This window comes from Pseudomonas sp. Pseusp16 (assembly GCF_047324915.1).
Classification (GTDB): Bacteria; Pseudomonadota; Gammaproteobacteria; order Pseudomonadales; family Pseudomonadaceae; genus Aquipseudomonas; species Aquipseudomonas fluorescens_CD.
The window spans coordinates 3,218,669-3,234,923 of the sequence record NZ_CP168522.1 but is presented as its reverse complement, the minus strand read 5'-3'; the positions used below and the strand labels follow the sequence as shown (position 1 = coordinate 3,234,923).

Here is a 16,255-nt window from a genome sequence, read left to right as displayed (position 1 = left end):
ACGGCTCGGGAAACTGTCGGCTTTTACGAATGACAGAGAAGGGAGTGCCCAATGTCAGACAAAAGCCGCCAGATGACCCCCGAAGAAGCCGCTGAATTTGCCGAACAGGTATTCAACAAGGCACGGGAGGGCGATGCGGCGATGATGGCCGCGCTGCTGACCAAGGGGTTACCGCCGAACCTGCGTAACCACAAGGGCGATACCTTGCTGATGCTGGCCGCGTACCACGGCCATGTGGAAACGGTAAAAGTCCTGCTGGAGCACAAGGCCGACCCGGAGATCCGCAACGACAACGGACAGAGTCCGATTGCCGGCGCCGCCTTCAAGGGCGACCTGGCGGTGATCAAGGCCTTGGTCGACGGCGGTGCGCAGGTTGAAGGTTCGTCCTTCGATGGCCGCACGGCGCTGATGATGGCGGCGATGTTCAACCGCGTCGAAGTGGTCGATTACCTGATCAGCAAGGGCGCCGACCCGAAAGCCAGGGACGCCAATGGCATCACCGCGCTGGACGCGGCGAAAACCATGGGCGCTTCCGATGCCGTTGCGCACCTGGAAAAACTGCTGGGCTGACGCAGAGCCTTGTGGCGAGGGGGCGCTCACTACAGGTCCACATTTGCGCTATCCTTCGCGCCCTCAATATTCCCCTCGCTACAGGATCCGCCCCATGAAAGCCGCACTCGTCGAACTCATCAGCAAAATCAGCTCCGGGTGCATGGGCGAAGACGAAATCCTCAAGGTCGCAGACGAAGCGGCGCAGGCCTACGCCGATCCGCAGGCTTTTCTGACCGCCAATCCGGACATCAACTACGACGACAGCTTCCCGATCCCGCTGGGTGAGTGGGTGGTGGTCGGCAGCCTGCCGGAAACGGTGCTGTTCCAGGCTGACACCTACATGGACCTGTTCGCCCAGGTTGTCGCCTCGTTCGGCCCGGGTGTGGATTTCAATCTCAAGCCCAAGCAGCTGGCCAGGACCGAAGCCCTGACCGCACTCAACCGCATCCAGGTGCAGATGAGCAGCCTGAACAAGGAAAACGGTGGCTACACACTGATGAACTTCAGCCAGTTGCTCGATGACGAGTTGCAGGTGGTGCTGGTCTACGGCAATGACGTGCCACGCGTGCTGGAATTGTGCGCTGAAGTCGGCATCGCCGCCGCGCCATCCCTGGAAGCCCTGAAAGTGGCGATCCACGTTTGATAGCCAAATACTGTCAATAAAGCGGAGCCCTCGCGACGACCGTCTATCCTGAGAGGGCAAATCACTCTTCAGGAGCGTCACCATGGGTTCCACGTTCAACAGCCTGGTTGCCTTGATCATTTTTGTCCTGGACATCTGGGCCATCATCAACGTATTCAAAAGTAGCGCCGAGACCGGGATGAAAATCCTCTGGGTACTGTTGATCGCGCTGTTGCCGGTGCTGGGACTGATCATCTGGGCCATCGCCGGGCCACGGGGCAATGTCAAACTCTGACGGATTTCCCGCAAACAACTCCGGCCCTGTGGGAGCGGGCTTGCTCGCGAAGAACGATTACGCGGTTCGCCGACAAACCGAGTTGCCTACTTCGCGAGCAAGCCCGCTCCCACAGGATTGTGGCAAGTCGAACAACTGAGGTTCGACCTGTCATGTTCCGCGACGTAGAATGCGCGCCTTTCCCGGTCAATCGAGACAATCGATTGGCCATCATGGGCGGGTAACCGTCCGTTGCCACCCGCATTCATCGGAGCACTTCCCATGAGCAACACCCCTGCCAGCGACTACCTGGAAACCCTCTACGAAGGCTACGGCCAGCGTTTTCGCATGGATAAACTGCTGCACGAAGTGCGCACCGAACACCAGCACCTGGTGATCTTCGAGAACCCGCGCATGGGCCGGGTGATGGCGCTGGACGGTGTGATCCAGACCACCGAAGCCGACGAATTCATTTATCACGAAATGCTGACCCACGTGCCGATCCTCGCCCATGGCAGCGCCAGGCGCGTGCTGATCATCGGCGGCGGCGACGGCGGCATGTTGCGTGAAGTGGCCAAGCACCGTAGTGTCGAGCACATCACCATGGTCGAGATCGACGGCACCGTGGTCGACATGTGCAAGGAATTCCTGCCGAACCACTCCAAGGGGGCATTCGATGATCCGCGTCTGAACCTGGTGATCGACGACGGCATGCGTTTCGTCGCCACCACCACCGAAAAGTTCGACGTGATCATTTCCGACTCCACCGACCCGATCGGACCGGGGGAAGTGCTGTTCTCGGAAAACTTCTACCAGGCCTGCCGCCGCTGCCTGAACGAAGGCGGCATTCTGGTGACCCAGAACGGCACGCCGTTCATGCAGATCGAAGAAGTGAAGACCACCGCCGGTCGCCTGCGCAGCCTGTTCCCGGACTGGCACTTCTACCAAGCCGCCGTGCCGACCTATATCGGTGGCTCGATGACCTTCGCCTGGGGTGCCACCAATACCGCTTATCGCAAGTTGTCCCGCGAAACCCTGCAACAGCGCTTCACGGGCAGCGGCATCATCACCCGCTACTACAATCCAGAAATCCACATCGGTGCCTTTGCCTTGCCGCAATACGTATTGCAGGCAGTGAACAAGCCAAGCAACGACTGATCTTTCAGTCCGCGCACGAAACCTGTGGGAGCGGGCTTGCTCGCGAAGAGGGAGGGTCAGTTGAAAACAAGTCGGCTGACACACCGCTTTCGTCGGAACGCCGCCCGGAGCAAGCCCGCTCCCACATGGCTGCGCTTGACGGGTTAAAGCGGGTGTCGGGAGAGATTTTCACATCCGTCGATATGTTTGATCTGGCGGAACAATTAGCCAGCTAACAAGGTCGAGATAGAGGTGAACCCATCAATGGGGTTTATCGAGGAGGCACCAATGCAAAAGTGGAAAGTCACTTTCGTGGATGATCATGGCGAAACCGTCAACGAAGTCTTCGAGTGCATCGAGCGCCCGGACTACGAGCGTGCCGCCAGGCTCATCAAGGCCAGGCTTCTTCCTGTCGCTGCCGAACTGGATCTGAACGATCTGGAAGGGCGGACCACTGATGCGAGCGTCAAAGAACTCAAGGCGCAGAACAGCATTCAAATCCTCGGTATTGCTCCAATCTGAACGACACCTGTCGCATTCAAATCCAGACCTTGGCAGAGGCTCTATCTTGGGGCTACTCTGCAAGCGAGATCAGCGAATGAATCGCTAAGGTCTGGTCTTGTCAGCTCCATGCTTGTTTCCCGCCGGCACATCGGTTGCCGTCGCTCGCGCTGTTCGGTTGCGGGTGAGGGAGTACGGAAAGTCTATCCATCGTTTTGAGGAGGACGTTTCATGAGCACAGCCTATCAAGAAGACATCAGCAGCAGCGTACTGCGCCGCATGAAAGAAGGCGGTTTTGACTTTTCGCGGTTTCATCCCATCGAGTTCTACGCCATTTTCCCGGACGAGGAGCGGGCACGCAGGGCGGCAGGTCATTTCCACCGTGGTGAATCCCTGGATGCGCAAATCAGTGTGCGCGACGATGGCGCCTGGGCGCTGGAGTTGTGCAAAGTCATGTATGCCACCTACGACGACATCGGCGATTTCGAACAGGGTTTCGAAGCGGTGGTCGAGCCGTTGGGCGGCATCATCGAAGGCTGGGGTGTGAAACAGGAGGTACGAGGGCGACTCGCATAACCTTATGAACAGTGACAATTGGCAATGACGGCCGACCTTCGGGTTGGCCGTTTTCATTTTCGCCGCCAGGACATTGAACACAATCCGGTAGAAGCTGGCTTGCCAGCGAAGGCGTCCTCGAAGAGTAACCCATGACTTGCTGGCCCCATCGCCAGCAAGCTGGCTCCTACGGACTATGCTGGTGACAGGCGATCACTACGCCTTGCAATGAAGCGGGGGCGATCAGGTTGGGGCATTTGTCGCACAGGATTGGTGCGGTGCGTGCGTCTTGATTATCCAACCGATTGAAATTTAAGCGTTTATGCCGATGGCACGGGCCTTGCGAAGGTCTGGACGTCCGAGTGACAAGGAGTACGGCATGATCCGCACCTATTTTGATGAGATGTACGATGCCGGCGGCCTGGTCCGCCCGCATTATCGGGAGTTTGCCCGTTGGCTGGCCGAGACGCCTGACGAGCTTCTGGCACAACGGCGACGCGAGGCCGATCTGTTGTTTCATCGCGCCGGGATTACTTTCACACTCTACGGAGACGAGCAGGGCACTGAGCGCCTGATTCCGTTCGACACCATCCCGCGCAGCATTCCTGCCAGTGAATGGCGGGTCGTCGAGCGCGGCTGCATCCAGCGGGTCAAGGCGTTGAACATGTTCCTCGCCGACCTTTACCACGAGCAGCGCATCATCAAGGCCGGCATCATTCCGGCCGAACAGGTGCTGGCCAACGAGCAGTACCAGTTGGCGATGCAGGGTCTGGACCTGCACCGCGATATCTACTCGCATATCTCCGGGGTCGACCTGGTACGCGACGGCGACGGCACCTACTACGTGCTCGAAGACAATCTGCGCACGCCCAGCGGCGTCAGCTACATGCTTGAAGACCGCAAGATGATGATGCGCCTGTTCCCCGAACTGTTCGCGGCGCAACGCATCGCTCCTATCGACCACTACCCGAACCTGCTGCTCGACACCCTGAAAAGCTCAAGCCCCATCGACAACCCGAGCGTGGTGGTGCTGACACCCGGCCGCTTCAACAGCGCGTTCTTCGAGCATGCGTTCCTGGCGCGGGAAATGGGTGTGGAGCTGGTGGAGGGCGCGGACCTGTTCGTGCGTGACGACAAGGTCTACATGCGCACCACCGACGGGCCGAAAGCGGTCGACGTGATTTATCGTCGCCTCGACGACGCTTTCCTCGATCCGCTGGCCTTCAACCCGGAGTCAATGCTCGGCGTGCCGGGGCTGCTGTCGTCCTACCGCTCCGGCAACGTGGTGCTGGCCAATGCCATCGGCACGGGGGTGGCGGACGATAAGTCGGTGTATCCGTTCGTTACCGACATGATCCGTTTCTACCTCGACGAAGAGCCGATCCTGAAGAACGTGCCGACCTGGCAATGCCGTAACCCTTCTGAACTTTCCCACGTGCTGGCCAATCTTCCAGAACTGGTGGTCAAGGAAACCCAGGGTTCCGGCGGGTACGGAATGCTGGTGGGGCCGGCGGCGACGGCGGCGGAAATCGAAGCCTTCCGCGCGCGGATCATCGCCAAGCCCCATGCGTATATCGCCCAACCAACGCTGTCGCTGTCGACTTGTCCGACCTTTGTCGAAAACGGCATTGCACCACGCCATATCGACTTGCGGCCGTTTGTCCTGTCGGGTCGTGAAACCCGGGTCGTGCCCGGCGGTTTGACCCGTGTCGCCCTGCGCGAAGGCTCCCTGGTGGTCAACTCCTCCCAGGGTGGCGGAACCAAGGACACCTGGGTGGTCGAGGATTAAAGGAAGCCTGCCATGTTAAGTAGAACTGCCTCGGATTTGTATTGGATGTCGCGTTACCTGGAGCGGGCGGAAAACCTCGCACGGATGCTCGACATCAGCTATTCGCTGTCGCTGATGCCGCAAGACGGTCGTGGCGACGGTTTGCACGAATTGGCCATGCCGCTGTTGATCACCGGCACCCTGGACGATTACCTGGAGCGCCATGGCGAACTGCATGCCGAACGGCTGCTGCATTTCTTCGCCCTGGATGCGGCCAACCCGGCGAGCATCTACAGTTGTCTCGGTGCGGCACGGGCCAGCGCCCATGCGGTGCGTGGGCGCATCACCGCCGACATGTGGGAAAACATTAACGCCACCTGGCTGGAAATTCGCGGTATTGCCGAGCAGGGCCTCAGTCGCTACGGCATGAGCCGTTTCTGCGAGTGGATCAAGGAACGTTCCCACCTGTTCCGGGGCGCGTCCTACGGCACCATCATGCGTAACGATGCGTTTCGCTTCATTCGTCTGGGGACCTTCATCGAACGGGCGGACAACACTTTGCGCCTGCTCGATGCCCGCTACGAAATGGCCGGCGATCAGGCCGAAGCCGTCAGCGATGGCACCGCTCACGCGTATTACCAGTGGAGTGCGTTGTTGCGGGCGTTGTCGTCGTTCGAGGCCTACACGGAAATCTACCGCGACGCCCCCGGCGCCCGGCATGTCGCCGAACTGCTGTTGCTGCGGGCGGATGTACCGCGATCCCTGCGCGCCTGCACCGAAGAAATCGACCAGATCCTCGCGCAATTGCCAGGGGCCAATGGTCGCCCCGCACAACGCCTGGCGGCAGAAATGGACGCGCGCCTGCGCTACACCGGCATCCATGAAATTCTCGAAGAAGGCCTGCACGCCTGGCTGACCGAGTTCATCCCGCTGGTGCGCCAGTTGGGTAACGCGATACACAGTTCTTATCTGGAGGCCGCATGAGACTTTCCATTAGCCACGAGACCACCTATCACTACGAAGACAAGGTGCGGGCGAGCATCCAGTACCTGCGACTGACTCCCCACGACAGCGAGCGCCAGCACGTGCTCAGCTGGCAGCTCGACCTGCCTCGTCCGGTGCGGGCGCAACTCGACCCGTTCGGCAACATCCTGCATGTGCTGACCATGGATGAGCCGCACGAGGCGATCATCATCGGCGCCCGTGGCCAGGTCGATATCGACGAGTTGCGTGAGGCCGAGCACGAGAGCCAGTCGGCACTGCCGTTTCTGCGTTTCACCCGTTTGACTGAAGCCGACTCCGCCCTGCGTTCGTTCGCCGAGAACGCGTGCAAGCAGCGCCGTGATCGCACGGCGTTGATCGATCTGATGCATGGACTCAACCAGCATATGACCTATACGCCGGGCTCCACGGAAGTGGACACCAGCGCAGCCCAGGCTTTTGCCGGGCGCTCTGGCGTGTGTCAGGACCATACCCATGCATTTCTTGCCTGCACGCGCAGCCTGGGTATTCCGGCGCGTTATGTGTCGGGGTATCTGTACAGCGAGAACAGCGAACACCTGGCCAGCCACGCCTGGGCCGAGGCCTGGCTGGATGACGCCTGGTACAGCTTCGACGTGACCAACGAACTGGCCCGGCCGGAACGTCACCTGAAACTGGCGGTGGGCCTGGATTACCTGGATGCCTGCCCGGTGCGCGGGATGCGTCGGGGCGGCGGGTGTGAGCAGATGCATGCCAAGGTGCTGGTTTCACCGACGCCAGCGCCGGTGATTTCAGTGCAGCAGCAGTAGGATCGGGGATACCGCTTCGCGAGCAAGCCCGCTCCCACATTTGATTTGCGGCGCACAGCAATTCCAATGTGGGAGCGGGCTTGCTCGCGAAGAGGCCGGTCCATACAGCACAAGGCTTAGGGCTTCACCTTCCGGCCCGACATATGCTTGAGATACCCCACCAACATCCCCAGGTCCCCATCCGGTAACACCTCGGTGGAGAACCCTGGCATCTTCGCCTGCGGCCACTGGCGCAAGCTCTGTGGATCGCGGATGTAGCGCTTGAGGAAGTCCGCGCCAAAATATTCGGTCGGGTTGTACGGAATATTCAGGTCCGGCCCGAACTGCGAGTCGCCAGCGCCATTGAGTCGATGGCATGCCAGGCAGTTCTTCTGGAACAACGCAAAACCCTTGTACACCGGATCATCGGCCCTCAATGCCGGATCGGGCAGCAGGGCGGGAAAGCGCTCGGCCACGGGCGCCAGGCGTTTGATGCTCGCGACCTGGAACGGCCATTGTTCGGGGCTGATGTTGCCGGCCTGCGGGTTGGTCCAGACCAGATAGAACGGCCCGGCGCCTGGCTTGCCTTCGGATAGCGGTGGCCAGGGCTTGCCAGGGTCTTCAATCGCCAGCCACGCCTGTGCCCCCTGGGAGTTGAGCAACGGCGCTGCGGCCATTTCGGCGGCAAAGCCATCCAGGGCCACGGCTTGCAGGTGGTCGTCGGGCTTGATGCCGGTCAGCAACGCGGACAGAGGCACGGCGCGGTAGCTCATGTCCCGTTTGTAGGAAACGTCGTCGCTGATGTCGATGGTTTGAACCTGAGGATGCTTGAGCAATTCCTCGGTCTGCCAGGTGCGACTGTTCGCGCCCAGCTCCAGGTTCAGCTGTGCGGCATACAGGGGCGAGCCGAACAGCAGGGCCCCGAGCAGAATGAGTATTTTCAAATGATCGCCGTCCATGTCGTGGAAGTGCCGCCAAGGTTGGCACAGCCACGCTGGCCCGGGTAGCGGGCCAGTCACATTTTGATAGTGGCAATTCAAAAACCGTGACGCCGTATCTTTCAGACGCGACTAGCCGATCACCTTGGTCAGGTTCGGCAATATCAACAACAATGTGGTGGCGAAAAGGATGAGCCCGGCTTGTCGTACTTTCGATTGTTTGAACATGGCTTGACCGCCTTTATTGTTATTTCCTGATGCCTGCCTGCATTGCTCCATGACGGCAGGTGCACTTCCTGTAGCGACGAGCGCCTCGGCAAAACCCGACGACAACTTCGTACAAGTTCACCTTAGAGCCCGCGCAGCGCTTGGCTTAGATCCATTTCGTATGGAGTTCTTACGATTCGCTTTAAAAAAGACATGAGGCCTATTGCCAGCTTTCTTGGCGCCCGTTGGCTAGACAGCTTGGTGTCCGGAATCGGTAAATCCGGTAGCTCACTACCGTCCGTCTGAGCGTGAGCGTCAACATCTGTGAGCGCTGCGGTCATTGAATCAAACGCGGCTCGGGCCAAGAGTGAGCACTCGATATTCACCCTCCCGCACTGTGGTTCGAGGACGTCATGACCCAAGCATTGATTTTCGACGCGTTACGCACGCCCCGTGGCAAAGGCAAGGCCGACGGCGCCTTGCACAGTGTCAAACCGGTGGACCTGGTTGCCGGTTTGCTCACTGCGCTGCAACAGCGCACGGCGCTGGACACCAGCCAGGTCGATGACGTGGTGCTCGGCTGCGTGACGCCGATTGGCGATCAAGGCTCTGACATCGCCAAGACCGCCGCTCAGGTGGCCGATTGGGATGTCAGCGTGGCGGGGGTACAGATCAACCGTTTCTGTGCTTCGGGGCTGGAGGCGGTCAACCTCGGTGCGATGAAAGTGCGCTCCGGCTTCGAGGACCTGGTGGTGGTCGGTGGTGTCGAGTCGATGTCCAGGGTGCCGATGGGCAGCGATGGCGGGGCCTGGGCGCTGGACCCGGCGACCAACCTGCACAGTCACTTCACACCACAGGGCGTGGGCGCGGACCTGATCGCCACCCTTGAAGGCTTCAGCCGTCAGGATGTCGATGCCTACGCGCTGCATTCCCAACAAAAGGCTGCGCGGGCGCGGGCCGATGGTTCGTTCAGCAAGTCGCTGGTGCCGGTGCAAGACCAGAACGGCATCATCCTGCTCGATCACGATGAATTCATCCGCGCCGATTCGACCCTCGAAGGCCTGGGCAAGCTCAAGCCGAGTTTCGAGATGATGGGGCAGATGGGGTTCGATGCCACCGCGCTGCGGGTCTATAGCCATGTCGAGCGGATCAATCATGTGCACACCCCCGGCAACAGCTCCGGGATCGTCGATGGCGCGGCGCTGATGCTCATCGGCTCCGAAGCCAAGGGCCGTGCGCTGGGCCTGCAGCCACGGGCGCGGATTGTCGCCACGGCGGTCACCAGCACCGATCCGACCATCATGCTCACCGGTCCCGCGCCGGCGACCCGCAAAGCGTTGGCCAAGGCCGGGCTGCGGGTCGAAGACATCGATCTGTTCGAGGTCAACGAGGCGTTCGCTTCCGTGGTGTTGAAATTCATCAAGGACATGGCCGTCGATCCGGACAAGGTCAACGTCAACGGCGGTTCCATCGCCATGGGTCACCCGCTGGGCGCCACGGGCTGCGCCATTCTCGGCACGCTACTGGATGAACTGGAAGCCCGACGCCTGCGTTTTGGCCTCGCGACCCTGTGTGTCGGCGGCGGCATGGGCATTGCCACCATCATCGAACGCCTCTGAGCCCGGACTTCAAGGAATCCAGTTATGAACGAAGCCATTCGTTACGAAAAAGGCCAGGACCAAATCGTCGTCCTGACCATCGACATGCCAGGCCAGAGCGCCAACACCATGAACGCGGTGTATCGCGAGGCCATGGCTGACTGCGTTGCGCGCCTGGTGGCCGACAAGGACAGCATCGCCGGTGTGATCATTACCTCGGCCAAGAAAACCTTCTTTGCCGGCGGTGACCTCAATGAACTGATCAAGGTCGGCAAGCCCGAAGCCAAAGCCTTCTACGACATGGTACTGACCCTCAAGGGCCAGTTGCGCACCCTGGAAACCTTCGGCAAACCGGTGGTTGCGGCGATCAACGGCGCGGCACTCGGCGGCGGCTGGGAAATCTGCCTGGCCTGCCATCATCGCGTAGCGCTGGACAACCCGTCGGTGCAACTCGGTCTGCCGGAGGTCACCCTCGGCCTGCTGCCGGGCGGCGGGGGCGTGGTGCGCATGGTGCGCATGCTCGGAATCGAAAAAGCCCTGCCATACCTGCTCGAAGGCCAGAAAGTTCGCCCGCAACAGGCGTTGCAGGCGGGGTTGATTGACGAGCTGGCAGCAGATTCCGAAGAGCTGATGGCCAAGGCGAAGGCGTGGATTCTCGCCAACCCGGCGGCGGTACAACGCTGGGATGTGAAGGGTTACCAGATTCCGGGCGGTACGCCGTCAAACCCGCGAGTCGCTCAGATGCTGGCGATTGCACCGTCGATCCTGCGCAGCAAAACCCAGGGCACGATGCCCGCACCGGAGAAAATCCTGTGCGCAGCGGTCGAGGGCGCCCAAGTGGATTTCGACACGGCGCACCTGATCGAAACCCGCTATTTCACCGAGCTGACCACCGGCCAGGTGTCGAAAAACCTGATTGGCACGTTCTGGTTCCAGCTCAACGAAATCAATGCCGGCGGCTCGCGGCCTCAAGGCTTTGCGCCTTATGTCACCCGCAAGGTCGGGGTGCTCGGTGCCGGGATGATGGGCGCCGGAATTGCGTTTGTCAGCGCGTCAGCCGGTATTGATGTGGTGCTCAAGGACATCAGCATCGCCGCGGCGGAGAAGGGCAAGGCGCATTCGGCGGCGCTGCTGGACAAGCAAGTCGCTTGCGGACAAATGAGCATCGAGCAACGCGACACCGTTCTGGCACGCATTCAAACCACCGCAAGCGATGCCGACCTGGCTGGTTGCGACCTGATCATCGAGGCCGTGTTCGAGGATCGTGACTTGAAGGCCAAAGTGTCGTTGGCGGCGCAAAAGGTCGTCGGCGCGGACGCGGTGATCGCTTCCAACACATCGACCTTGCCGATCAGCGGCCTGGCGTGCGCCGTGCCCGATCAGAGCAAGTTCATCGGCCTGCACTTTTTCAGCCCCGTGGAAAAAATGCCGCTGGTGGAAATCATCAAGGGCGCCAATACCAGCGACGAAACTTTGGCCCGTGGGTTCGATTACGTCCTGCAAATCCGGAAAACCCCGATTGTGGTCAATGACAGCCGCGGTTTCTTCACCTCAAGGGTGTTCGGCACCTTCACCAACGAAGGCATTGCCATGCTGGGTGAAGGTGTGAACGCAGCGATGATCGAGACTGAAGCACGCAAAGCCGGCATGCCTGTAGGGCCGCTGGCGATCTCTGACGAAGTTTCCCTCAGCCTGATGAACCATATCCGCCTGCAAACAGCCAAGGACCTGCAGGCAGAGGGCAAACCGCTGCGAGAGCATCCGGCATTTGCCGTGATTGACTTGTTGCTCAATGAATACAAGCGTCCGGGCAAGGCTGCCGGGGGTGGTTTCTACGAGTATCCGGCGGGCGGCCAGAAACACCTGTGGCCACAGTTGAAAACCCGCTTCGAGAAAACCGACGGGCAGATTTCACCGAAGGATGTGCGTGATCGCTTGCTGTTCGTGCAAGCCATCGAAACCGTGCGCTGTGTGGAGGAGGGCGTGTTGACCTCGACGGCGGATGCCAACGTTGGCTCGATCTTCGGTATCGGTTTTGCCGCGTGGACCGGCGGTGCGCTGCAGTACATCAACCAGTACGGCGTGCAGGACTTTGTCGCCCGCGCCCAGTACCTGGCCAAGCAATATGGCGAGCGGTTCGCACCGCCTGCATTGCTGCTGGAGAAGGCCGCCAAAGGGGAGGCATTCTAAGGGCGCGATGACGCATTTCGGGGCTTGCCTTGTCACGGTGTTTCAGGGCAGGCTCTGGGGTGTGCATTATTCCCATCACGTGTCAGGTATTTTTTATGTCGTTACGCATCTGCATTCTGGAAACCGACCACCTGCGTCCGGAATTGGTTGACCAATATCAGGGCTACGGGCAGATGTTCAAACACCTGTTTTCGCAGCAGCCGATTGCCGCCGAGTTCACGGTCTACAACGTGGTGCAGGGTGAATACCCAAGCGACGACCTGACATTCGACGCCTACCTGGTGACGGGCAGCAAGGCCGATTCCTTCGGCACCGACCCGTGGATCGAAACCCTCAAGAAATACCTTCTGACCCGCTACGAGCGCGGCGACAAGCTGCTGGGCGTCTGCTTTGGTCATCAGTTGCTGGCATTGCTGCTCGGCGGCAAGAGCGAGCGTGCGACCCAGGGTTGGGGTGTCGGCACCCACAAATACAAGCTCGCCGCCAAGGCGCCATGGATGAATCCGGTGCGCGAAGAGCTGACGCTGCTGATCAGCCACCAGGACCAGGTCACGTCGCTGCCGGAGAACGCCACGGTCATTGCCTCCAGCGATTTCTGCCCGTATGCCGCCTACCACATCAACGACCAGGTGCTGTGCTTCCAGGGGCATCCGGAGTTCATCCACGACTACTCCCGCGCCCTGCTGGAGATTCGCCAGCAGGCACTGGGTGAGCAGGTCTACTCCAAAGGTATCGCGAGCCTGGATCAGGAGCACCACGGCACCACGGTTGCCGAGTGGATGATGCGGTTTGTCGCACACAAGCCAACATCTGTTTAAAACCCGTAGGAGCGAGCCCAGCTCGCGATGGTGGTGAACGATAACGCGCCAAACCTGACAGCCCACGGTGCTCTCAGGTTTTTCGCGAGCAGGCTCGCTCCTACAGCCACCCCGACTTCTTGAAACTCGCCCACAACCCCAGACAACCCACCGTGATAAATCCCAGCACGCCGAAATAGCCGTAGTGCCAGTTCAACTCCGGCATGTTCTGGAAATTCATCCCGTAAATCCCCGCCACCGCCGTGGGGAAGGCCAGAATCGCCGCCCAGGCCGCAAACTTGCGTTGCACCACGCTCTGGCGAGAGGCCTCCAGCAGCACCCCGACCTCAATCGTCTGGCTGGCAATATCCGCCAGGGTCGTCAGGTCTTCCATTTGCCGCGTCACATGGATCTGCACGTCGCGAAAGTACGGGCGCATGTTTTTATCGATAAACGGGAAACTCAGCCGTTGCAATTCCTCCCCGATCTCAATCATCGGTGCCACATAACGACGCAAGCGCAAAACATCACGACGCAGGCCATGCAGCTTCTGGATGTCGTAGTCATTCAACACGCCGCATAACACGTTGCGCTCCAGCTCATCGATTTCCGCGTGAATGACTTCGCCCATCGGCTGGTAGTTCTCGATCACAAAATTGAGGATGGCATAGAGAACGAAATCTTCCCCGTGCTCAAGCAATAGCGGACGCGCCTCACAGCGTTGACGGACATGGGCGTAGGACGCCGAGTGACCGTTGCGTGCAGTAATGATGTAACCATTGCCGGCAAAAATATGCGTCTCGATGAACTCGAGTTTGCCTTCATGACGGATGGGCGAATACGTCACGATGAACAGCGCATCGCCGAAGGTTTCCAGCTTCGGCCGGCTGTGCTTTTCCAGGGCGTCTTCAATGGCCAGTTCGTGAAGGTTGAACTGGCGCTGCAGATTGTAGAGCTCCTCGGCATTCGGCTCCTCGAGGCCGATCCAGACAAAGTGTCCGGGCTTGGCAGCCCAGGCTGCGCCTTCGTCGAGGGTGATATTGGTGACTCTCTTACCGGCGCTATAAACCGCAGCAGCAACAACTCTACCCATGATGGTGGTTCACTTCTTTTGGCAGCTTTCAATTGGCAACATATGCAATGCCAGTGTTGATCAGCTTAGCCTCGCAGTGTTTGCGAGTCAGCTAAATCTGCCGAGTTCGCCGGTAAAGTCTCGCAGACAAAAGAAAACCCGCGCCAGGCGGGTTTTCTTGTTCAGGCGGCTTGCAGTTGCCGGTCCATCGAATCGATGCATTCACGCATCTGCTCGCGGCACTGGGCAATCAGCATGGGCATGTCGTCCAGGCTCAATCCGGCGGTGGGAATCGCCGGCAACGAACGAATCAGAATTTTCCCGCTGCGCCAGCGGTTCAATCGCATGTGTTTGACGTAACTGCTGACACACACCGGCACGATCGGCACCCCGGCGGCAATGGCCATCTGGAATGCGCCTTTCTTGAAGGGCAGCAAGTCCTCACCCAGGTTGCGCGTGCCCTCCGGGAAGACCCATATCGAGGTGTCCTTGTTTTGCAGGGTGTGGGTGGTGGTCAACATCGACTTACGCGCCTTGTGCGCATTGCCACGGTCGATCAGCACATTACCGGCCAGCCAGAACAACTGCCCGAACAGCGGCACCCATTTCAGGCTCTTTTTGCCGATGCACACGGTACGACGGGGCACTACGTTGCCAAACACAAACAAGTCGTAGTTGGACTGGTGATTGGCGATGATCACACAGCTGTCAGGCTTATCCATCAACGGCCCGACTTCGGCCTTCACCCGCAAGCGCAATATACACATGGCCGGCCACGCGTACAGGCGTGCGCACAGACGGCTGTTGTCCGGGTTGAACGGCCGGCACAGGCCGAGAATCACACCCAGCACACCCGCCACAATAAAGTGCAGGCCCATCAATGACATACGCAACAAAAACAGCATTTACAGGCCCCACCGGGACAAAAGGTGGCGCAGTGTACGGATGTGCACTGTTTTCGGCAATTGCTCCCAGAGTAGTGGGAGATAGCCGATGTTTGTGCTGATGTTTCCGACTAATCGGTCAGATACGGTCTAGAGCAGTTACAGGCGTTTAACACAGACATGTATGAAAAAGCCCGACACGACGGTCGGGCTTTTATTTGTAGCAGGTCCGGGCTTAACCCAAATGTGCCTGGTCCTGGATGATCGCGTTGTCCAGGGCCTCCAGCAGCGCTTTGCGCACTTTCAATTTGGTGTTCTTGTGGGCGGTCATGTTGATCTTCTTCAACTGGCGAGCCGCCGCCAGTGCCGCGCCTTGCAGTTCTTCAGCCGACACCACGACATCCAGGAAACCGGCAGCCACGGCGCCTTGCGGGCTGAACATCTCGCCGTTGACCACGGAACGCTGAAGCGCCACTTTGTTCAGGCGGTCACGGGCGATCTCAATGCCCGCGTGGTGCATGGTCATGCCGATCTGCACTTCGTTCAGGCCAATGCTGAACGGGCCCTCAACACCGATGCGATAGTCGGCGGACAGCAGCAGAAACGCGCCCTTGGCCACTGCATGCCCCGGGCACGCAACGATCACCGGGAAGGGGTGCGACAGCAGGCGACGGGCCAGTGTCGAGCCAGAGGTCACCAGTGCCACGGCTTCTTTAGGGCCGGCCGTCATCACCTTCAAGTCATAACCGCCGGAGAGAATGCCCGGCTGGCCGGTAATGATCACCACCGCACGATCAGTCACGGCCTGATCCAGTGCAGCGTTGAACGCGGCAATCACATCCGGGGAGATGGCATTGACCTTGCCATTGCTCAAGGTCAGGGTCGCGATACCGTCTTCGAGATGGTAGGAAATCAACTCACTCATGACGCTATTCCTTTCAATAAAGTTGGGCAGACGTTACCCACCGCCGCAAGCCAGGTAAAGCGCCGTGACTGACCCGCCAGTCACCCTTTGCCCGCCCGCCAGGCGTAGCCCGCCGTGCCTGCTGCCCGTTCCCCTCTATATAGAAGAGGGGGCGAAGCCGGAGATTGGCCGGTTTGCCATGGTCCAGAGTGAGCTGAAACGTTGAATCGCGTTAACCGCATGAAAATTCTGAAAAAAATGTTTGCCATCAGAAAAGCTTTCGACTAAATTAGCGCGCCTCGACAGACAGAACATGTTTGAAGAGATACGGTGAAGTGTCCGAGTGGCTTAAGGAGCACGCCTGGAAAGTGTGTATACAGGAAACTGTATCGAGAGTTCGAATCTCTCCTTCACCGCCACATTCTGAGAACCCTCGCAAATCCATGGTTTGCGGGGGTTTTTCTTTTTCAGCTGTACTACTTGATTG

At 59.5% G+C, this 16,255-nt stretch carries 16 protein-coding genes and 1 tRNA gene; 13 read left to right on the top strand and 4 right to left on the bottom strand.

Going from position 1 to position 16,255, the window contains the following annotated elements:
- Positions 1-51 precede the first annotated feature (51 nt).
- From ACEN8Q_RS14615 to ACEN8Q_RS14575, 9 genes are all read left to right on the top strand, one after another.
- On the top strand, positions 52-570 hold the full coding sequence (locus ACEN8Q_RS14615) for an ankyrin repeat domain-containing protein (RefSeq protein ID WP_413705398.1): 519 nt from the start codon (positions 52-54) through the stop codon (positions 568-570).
- A gap of 94 nt (positions 571-664) precedes the next feature.
- Complete coding sequence (locus ACEN8Q_RS14610) at positions 665-1,195, top strand: hypothetical protein (RefSeq protein ID WP_413705397.1); 531 nt, start codon at positions 665-667, stop codon at positions 1,193-1,195.
- Positions 1,196-1,277: 82 nt separating this feature from the next.
- A complete protein-coding gene (locus ACEN8Q_RS14605; protein ID WP_046042941.1) occupies positions 1,278-1,469 on the top strand; it encodes a PLD nuclease N-terminal domain-containing protein in 192 nt (63 codons plus the stop codon).
- A 261-nt stretch (positions 1,470-1,730) separates the two neighbouring features.
- A complete protein-coding gene (gene speE, locus ACEN8Q_RS14600; RefSeq protein WP_413705396.1) occupies positions 1,731-2,606 on the top strand; it encodes a polyamine aminopropyltransferase in 876 nt (291 codons plus the stop codon).
- Positions 2,607-2,873: 267 nt separating this feature from the next.
- Entirely contained in the window at positions 2,874-3,107 is a 234-nt protein-coding gene (locus ACEN8Q_RS14595; protein ID WP_413421964.1) for a hypothetical protein, read from the top strand.
- A 210-nt stretch (positions 3,108-3,317) separates the two neighbouring features.
- Positions 3,318-3,662: a ribonuclease E inhibitor RraB gene (locus ACEN8Q_RS14590; protein ID WP_020796118.1), complete on the top strand. Its 345-nt coding sequence runs from the start codon at positions 3,318-3,320 to the stop codon at positions 3,660-3,662.
- A 358-nt stretch (positions 3,663-4,020) separates the two neighbouring features.
- On the top strand, positions 4,021-5,430 hold the full coding sequence (locus tag ACEN8Q_RS14585; RefSeq protein WP_413421966.1) for a circularly permuted type 2 ATP-grasp protein: 1,410 nt from the start codon (positions 4,021-4,023) through the stop codon (positions 5,428-5,430).
- Between the two features lie 12 nt (positions 5,431-5,442).
- Positions 5,443-6,393, top strand: coding sequence for an alpha-E domain-containing protein (locus tag ACEN8Q_RS14580; RefSeq protein ID WP_007971901.1), 951 nt, complete (start codon positions 5,443-5,445; stop codon positions 6,391-6,393).
- Complete coding sequence (locus tag ACEN8Q_RS14575) at positions 6,390-7,199, top strand: transglutaminase family protein (protein WP_413421968.1); 810 nt, start codon at positions 6,390-6,392, stop codon at positions 7,197-7,199. Before ACEN8Q_RS14580 ends, ACEN8Q_RS14575 begins: the two co-directional genes overlap by 4 nt.
- Positions 7,200-7,315: 116 nt before the next feature.
- Here the strand turns inward: ACEN8Q_RS14575 and ACEN8Q_RS14570 are convergent, their stop codons facing one another.
- On the bottom strand, positions 7,316-8,137 hold the full coding sequence (locus tag ACEN8Q_RS14570) for a c-type cytochrome (RefSeq protein WP_413421970.1): 822 nt from the start codon (positions 8,135-8,137) through the stop codon (positions 7,316-7,318).
- A 599-nt stretch (positions 8,138-8,736) separates the two neighbouring features.
- Here ACEN8Q_RS14570 and ACEN8Q_RS14565 point away from each other — a divergent pair.
- From ACEN8Q_RS14565 to ACEN8Q_RS14555, 3 genes are all read left to right on the top strand, one after another.
- Positions 8,737-9,942, top strand: coding sequence for an acetyl-CoA C-acetyltransferase (locus tag ACEN8Q_RS14565; RefSeq protein WP_413705395.1), 1,206 nt, complete (start codon positions 8,737-8,739; stop codon positions 9,940-9,942).
- A 24-nt stretch (positions 9,943-9,966) separates the two neighbouring features.
- Positions 9,967-12,111 carry a 3-hydroxyacyl-CoA dehydrogenase NAD-binding domain-containing protein gene (locus ACEN8Q_RS14560; protein WP_413705394.1) on the top strand — a complete coding sequence of 715 codons (2,145 nt, stop codon included), beginning with the start codon at positions 9,967-9,969 and terminating at the stop codon, positions 12,109-12,111.
- Between the two features lie 95 nt (positions 12,112-12,206).
- Positions 12,207-12,929: an amidotransferase gene (locus tag ACEN8Q_RS14555; protein WP_413421976.1), complete on the top strand. Its 723-nt coding sequence runs from the start codon at positions 12,207-12,209 to the stop codon at positions 12,927-12,929.
- 100 nt (positions 12,930-13,029) lie between these two features.
- On the opposite strand, the gene ACEN8Q_RS14550 is transcribed toward ACEN8Q_RS14555, so the two are convergent.
- The 3 genes from ACEN8Q_RS14550 to ACEN8Q_RS14540 all read right to left on the bottom strand — a co-directional run bounded on the left by ACEN8Q_RS14550 (position 13,030) and on the right by ACEN8Q_RS14540 (position 15,789).
- Positions 13,030-14,001, bottom strand: coding sequence for a magnesium and cobalt transport protein CorA (locus tag ACEN8Q_RS14550; protein WP_413421978.1), 972 nt, complete (start codon positions 13,999-14,001; stop codon positions 13,030-13,032).
- Positions 14,002-14,162: 161 nt separating this feature from the next.
- Complete coding sequence (locus tag ACEN8Q_RS14545) at positions 14,163-14,885, bottom strand: lysophospholipid acyltransferase family protein (RefSeq protein ID WP_413421980.1); 723 nt, start codon at positions 14,883-14,885, stop codon at positions 14,163-14,165.
- 214 nt (positions 14,886-15,099) lie between these two features.
- Positions 15,100-15,789, bottom strand: a complete 690-nt coding sequence (locus ACEN8Q_RS14540; protein WP_413421982.1) for a crotonase/enoyl-CoA hydratase family protein — start codon at positions 15,787-15,789, stop codon at positions 15,100-15,102.
- A gap of 308 nt (positions 15,790-16,097) precedes the next feature.
- Between ACEN8Q_RS14540 and ACEN8Q_RS14535 the strand changes: the two genes are divergently transcribed.
- A tRNA-Ser gene (locus ACEN8Q_RS14535) sits at positions 16,098-16,187 on the top strand.
- Positions 16,188-16,255 lie beyond the last annotated feature (68 nt).

What these genes read in the sequence shown, in the direction of transcription:
- ACEN8Q_RS14550 (WP_413421978.1), bottom strand. Translation starts at nt 14,001, where the DNA reads ATGGGTAGAGTTGTTGCTGCTGCGGTTTATAGCGCCGGTAAGAGAGTC.
- ACEN8Q_RS14615 (WP_413705398.1), top strand. Translation starts at nt 52, where the DNA reads ATGTCAGACAAAAGCCGCCAGATGACCCCCGAAGAAGCCGCTGAATTT.
- ACEN8Q_RS14555 (WP_413421976.1), top strand. Translation starts at nt 12,207, where the DNA reads ATGTCGTTACGCATCTGCATTCTGGAAACCGACCACCTGCGTCCGGAA.
- ACEN8Q_RS14565 (WP_413705395.1), top strand. Translation starts at nt 8,737, where the DNA reads ATGACCCAAGCATTGATTTTCGACGCGTTACGCACGCCCCGTGGCAAA.
- ACEN8Q_RS14545 (WP_413421980.1), bottom strand. Translation starts at nt 14,885, where the DNA reads ATGCTGTTTTTGTTGCGTATGTCATTGATGGGCCTGCACTTTATTGTG.
- ACEN8Q_RS14595 (WP_413421964.1), top strand. Translation starts at nt 2,874, where the DNA reads ATGCAAAAGTGGAAAGTCACTTTCGTGGATGATCATGGCGAAACCGTC.
- ACEN8Q_RS14575 (WP_413421968.1), top strand. Translation starts at nt 6,390, where the DNA reads ATGAGACTTTCCATTAGCCACGAGACCACCTATCACTACGAAGACAAG.
- ACEN8Q_RS14570 (WP_413421970.1), bottom strand. Translation starts at nt 8,137, where the DNA reads ATGGACGGCGATCATTTGAAAATACTCATTCTGCTCGGGGCCCTGCTG.
- ACEN8Q_RS14580 (WP_007971901.1), top strand. Translation starts at nt 5,443, where the DNA reads ATGTTAAGTAGAACTGCCTCGGATTTGTATTGGATGTCGCGTTACCTG.
- ACEN8Q_RS14590 (WP_020796118.1), top strand. Translation starts at nt 3,318, where the DNA reads ATGAGCACAGCCTATCAAGAAGACATCAGCAGCAGCGTACTGCGCCGC.
- ACEN8Q_RS14560 (WP_413705394.1), top strand. Translation starts at nt 9,967, where the DNA reads ATGAACGAAGCCATTCGTTACGAAAAAGGCCAGGACCAAATCGTCGTC.
- ACEN8Q_RS14540 (WP_413421982.1), bottom strand. Translation starts at nt 15,789, where the DNA reads ATGAGTGAGTTGATTTCCTACCATCTCGAAGACGGTATCGCGACCCTG.
- ACEN8Q_RS14585 (WP_413421966.1), top strand. Translation starts at nt 4,021, where the DNA reads ATGATCCGCACCTATTTTGATGAGATGTACGATGCCGGCGGCCTGGTC.
- ACEN8Q_RS14605 (WP_046042941.1), top strand. Translation starts at nt 1,278, where the DNA reads ATGGGTTCCACGTTCAACAGCCTGGTTGCCTTGATCATTTTTGTCCTG.
- speE (WP_413705396.1), top strand. Translation starts at nt 1,731, where the DNA reads ATGAGCAACACCCCTGCCAGCGACTACCTGGAAACCCTCTACGAAGGC.
- ACEN8Q_RS14610 (WP_413705397.1), top strand. Translation starts at nt 665, where the DNA reads ATGAAAGCCGCACTCGTCGAACTCATCAGCAAAATCAGCTCCGGGTGC.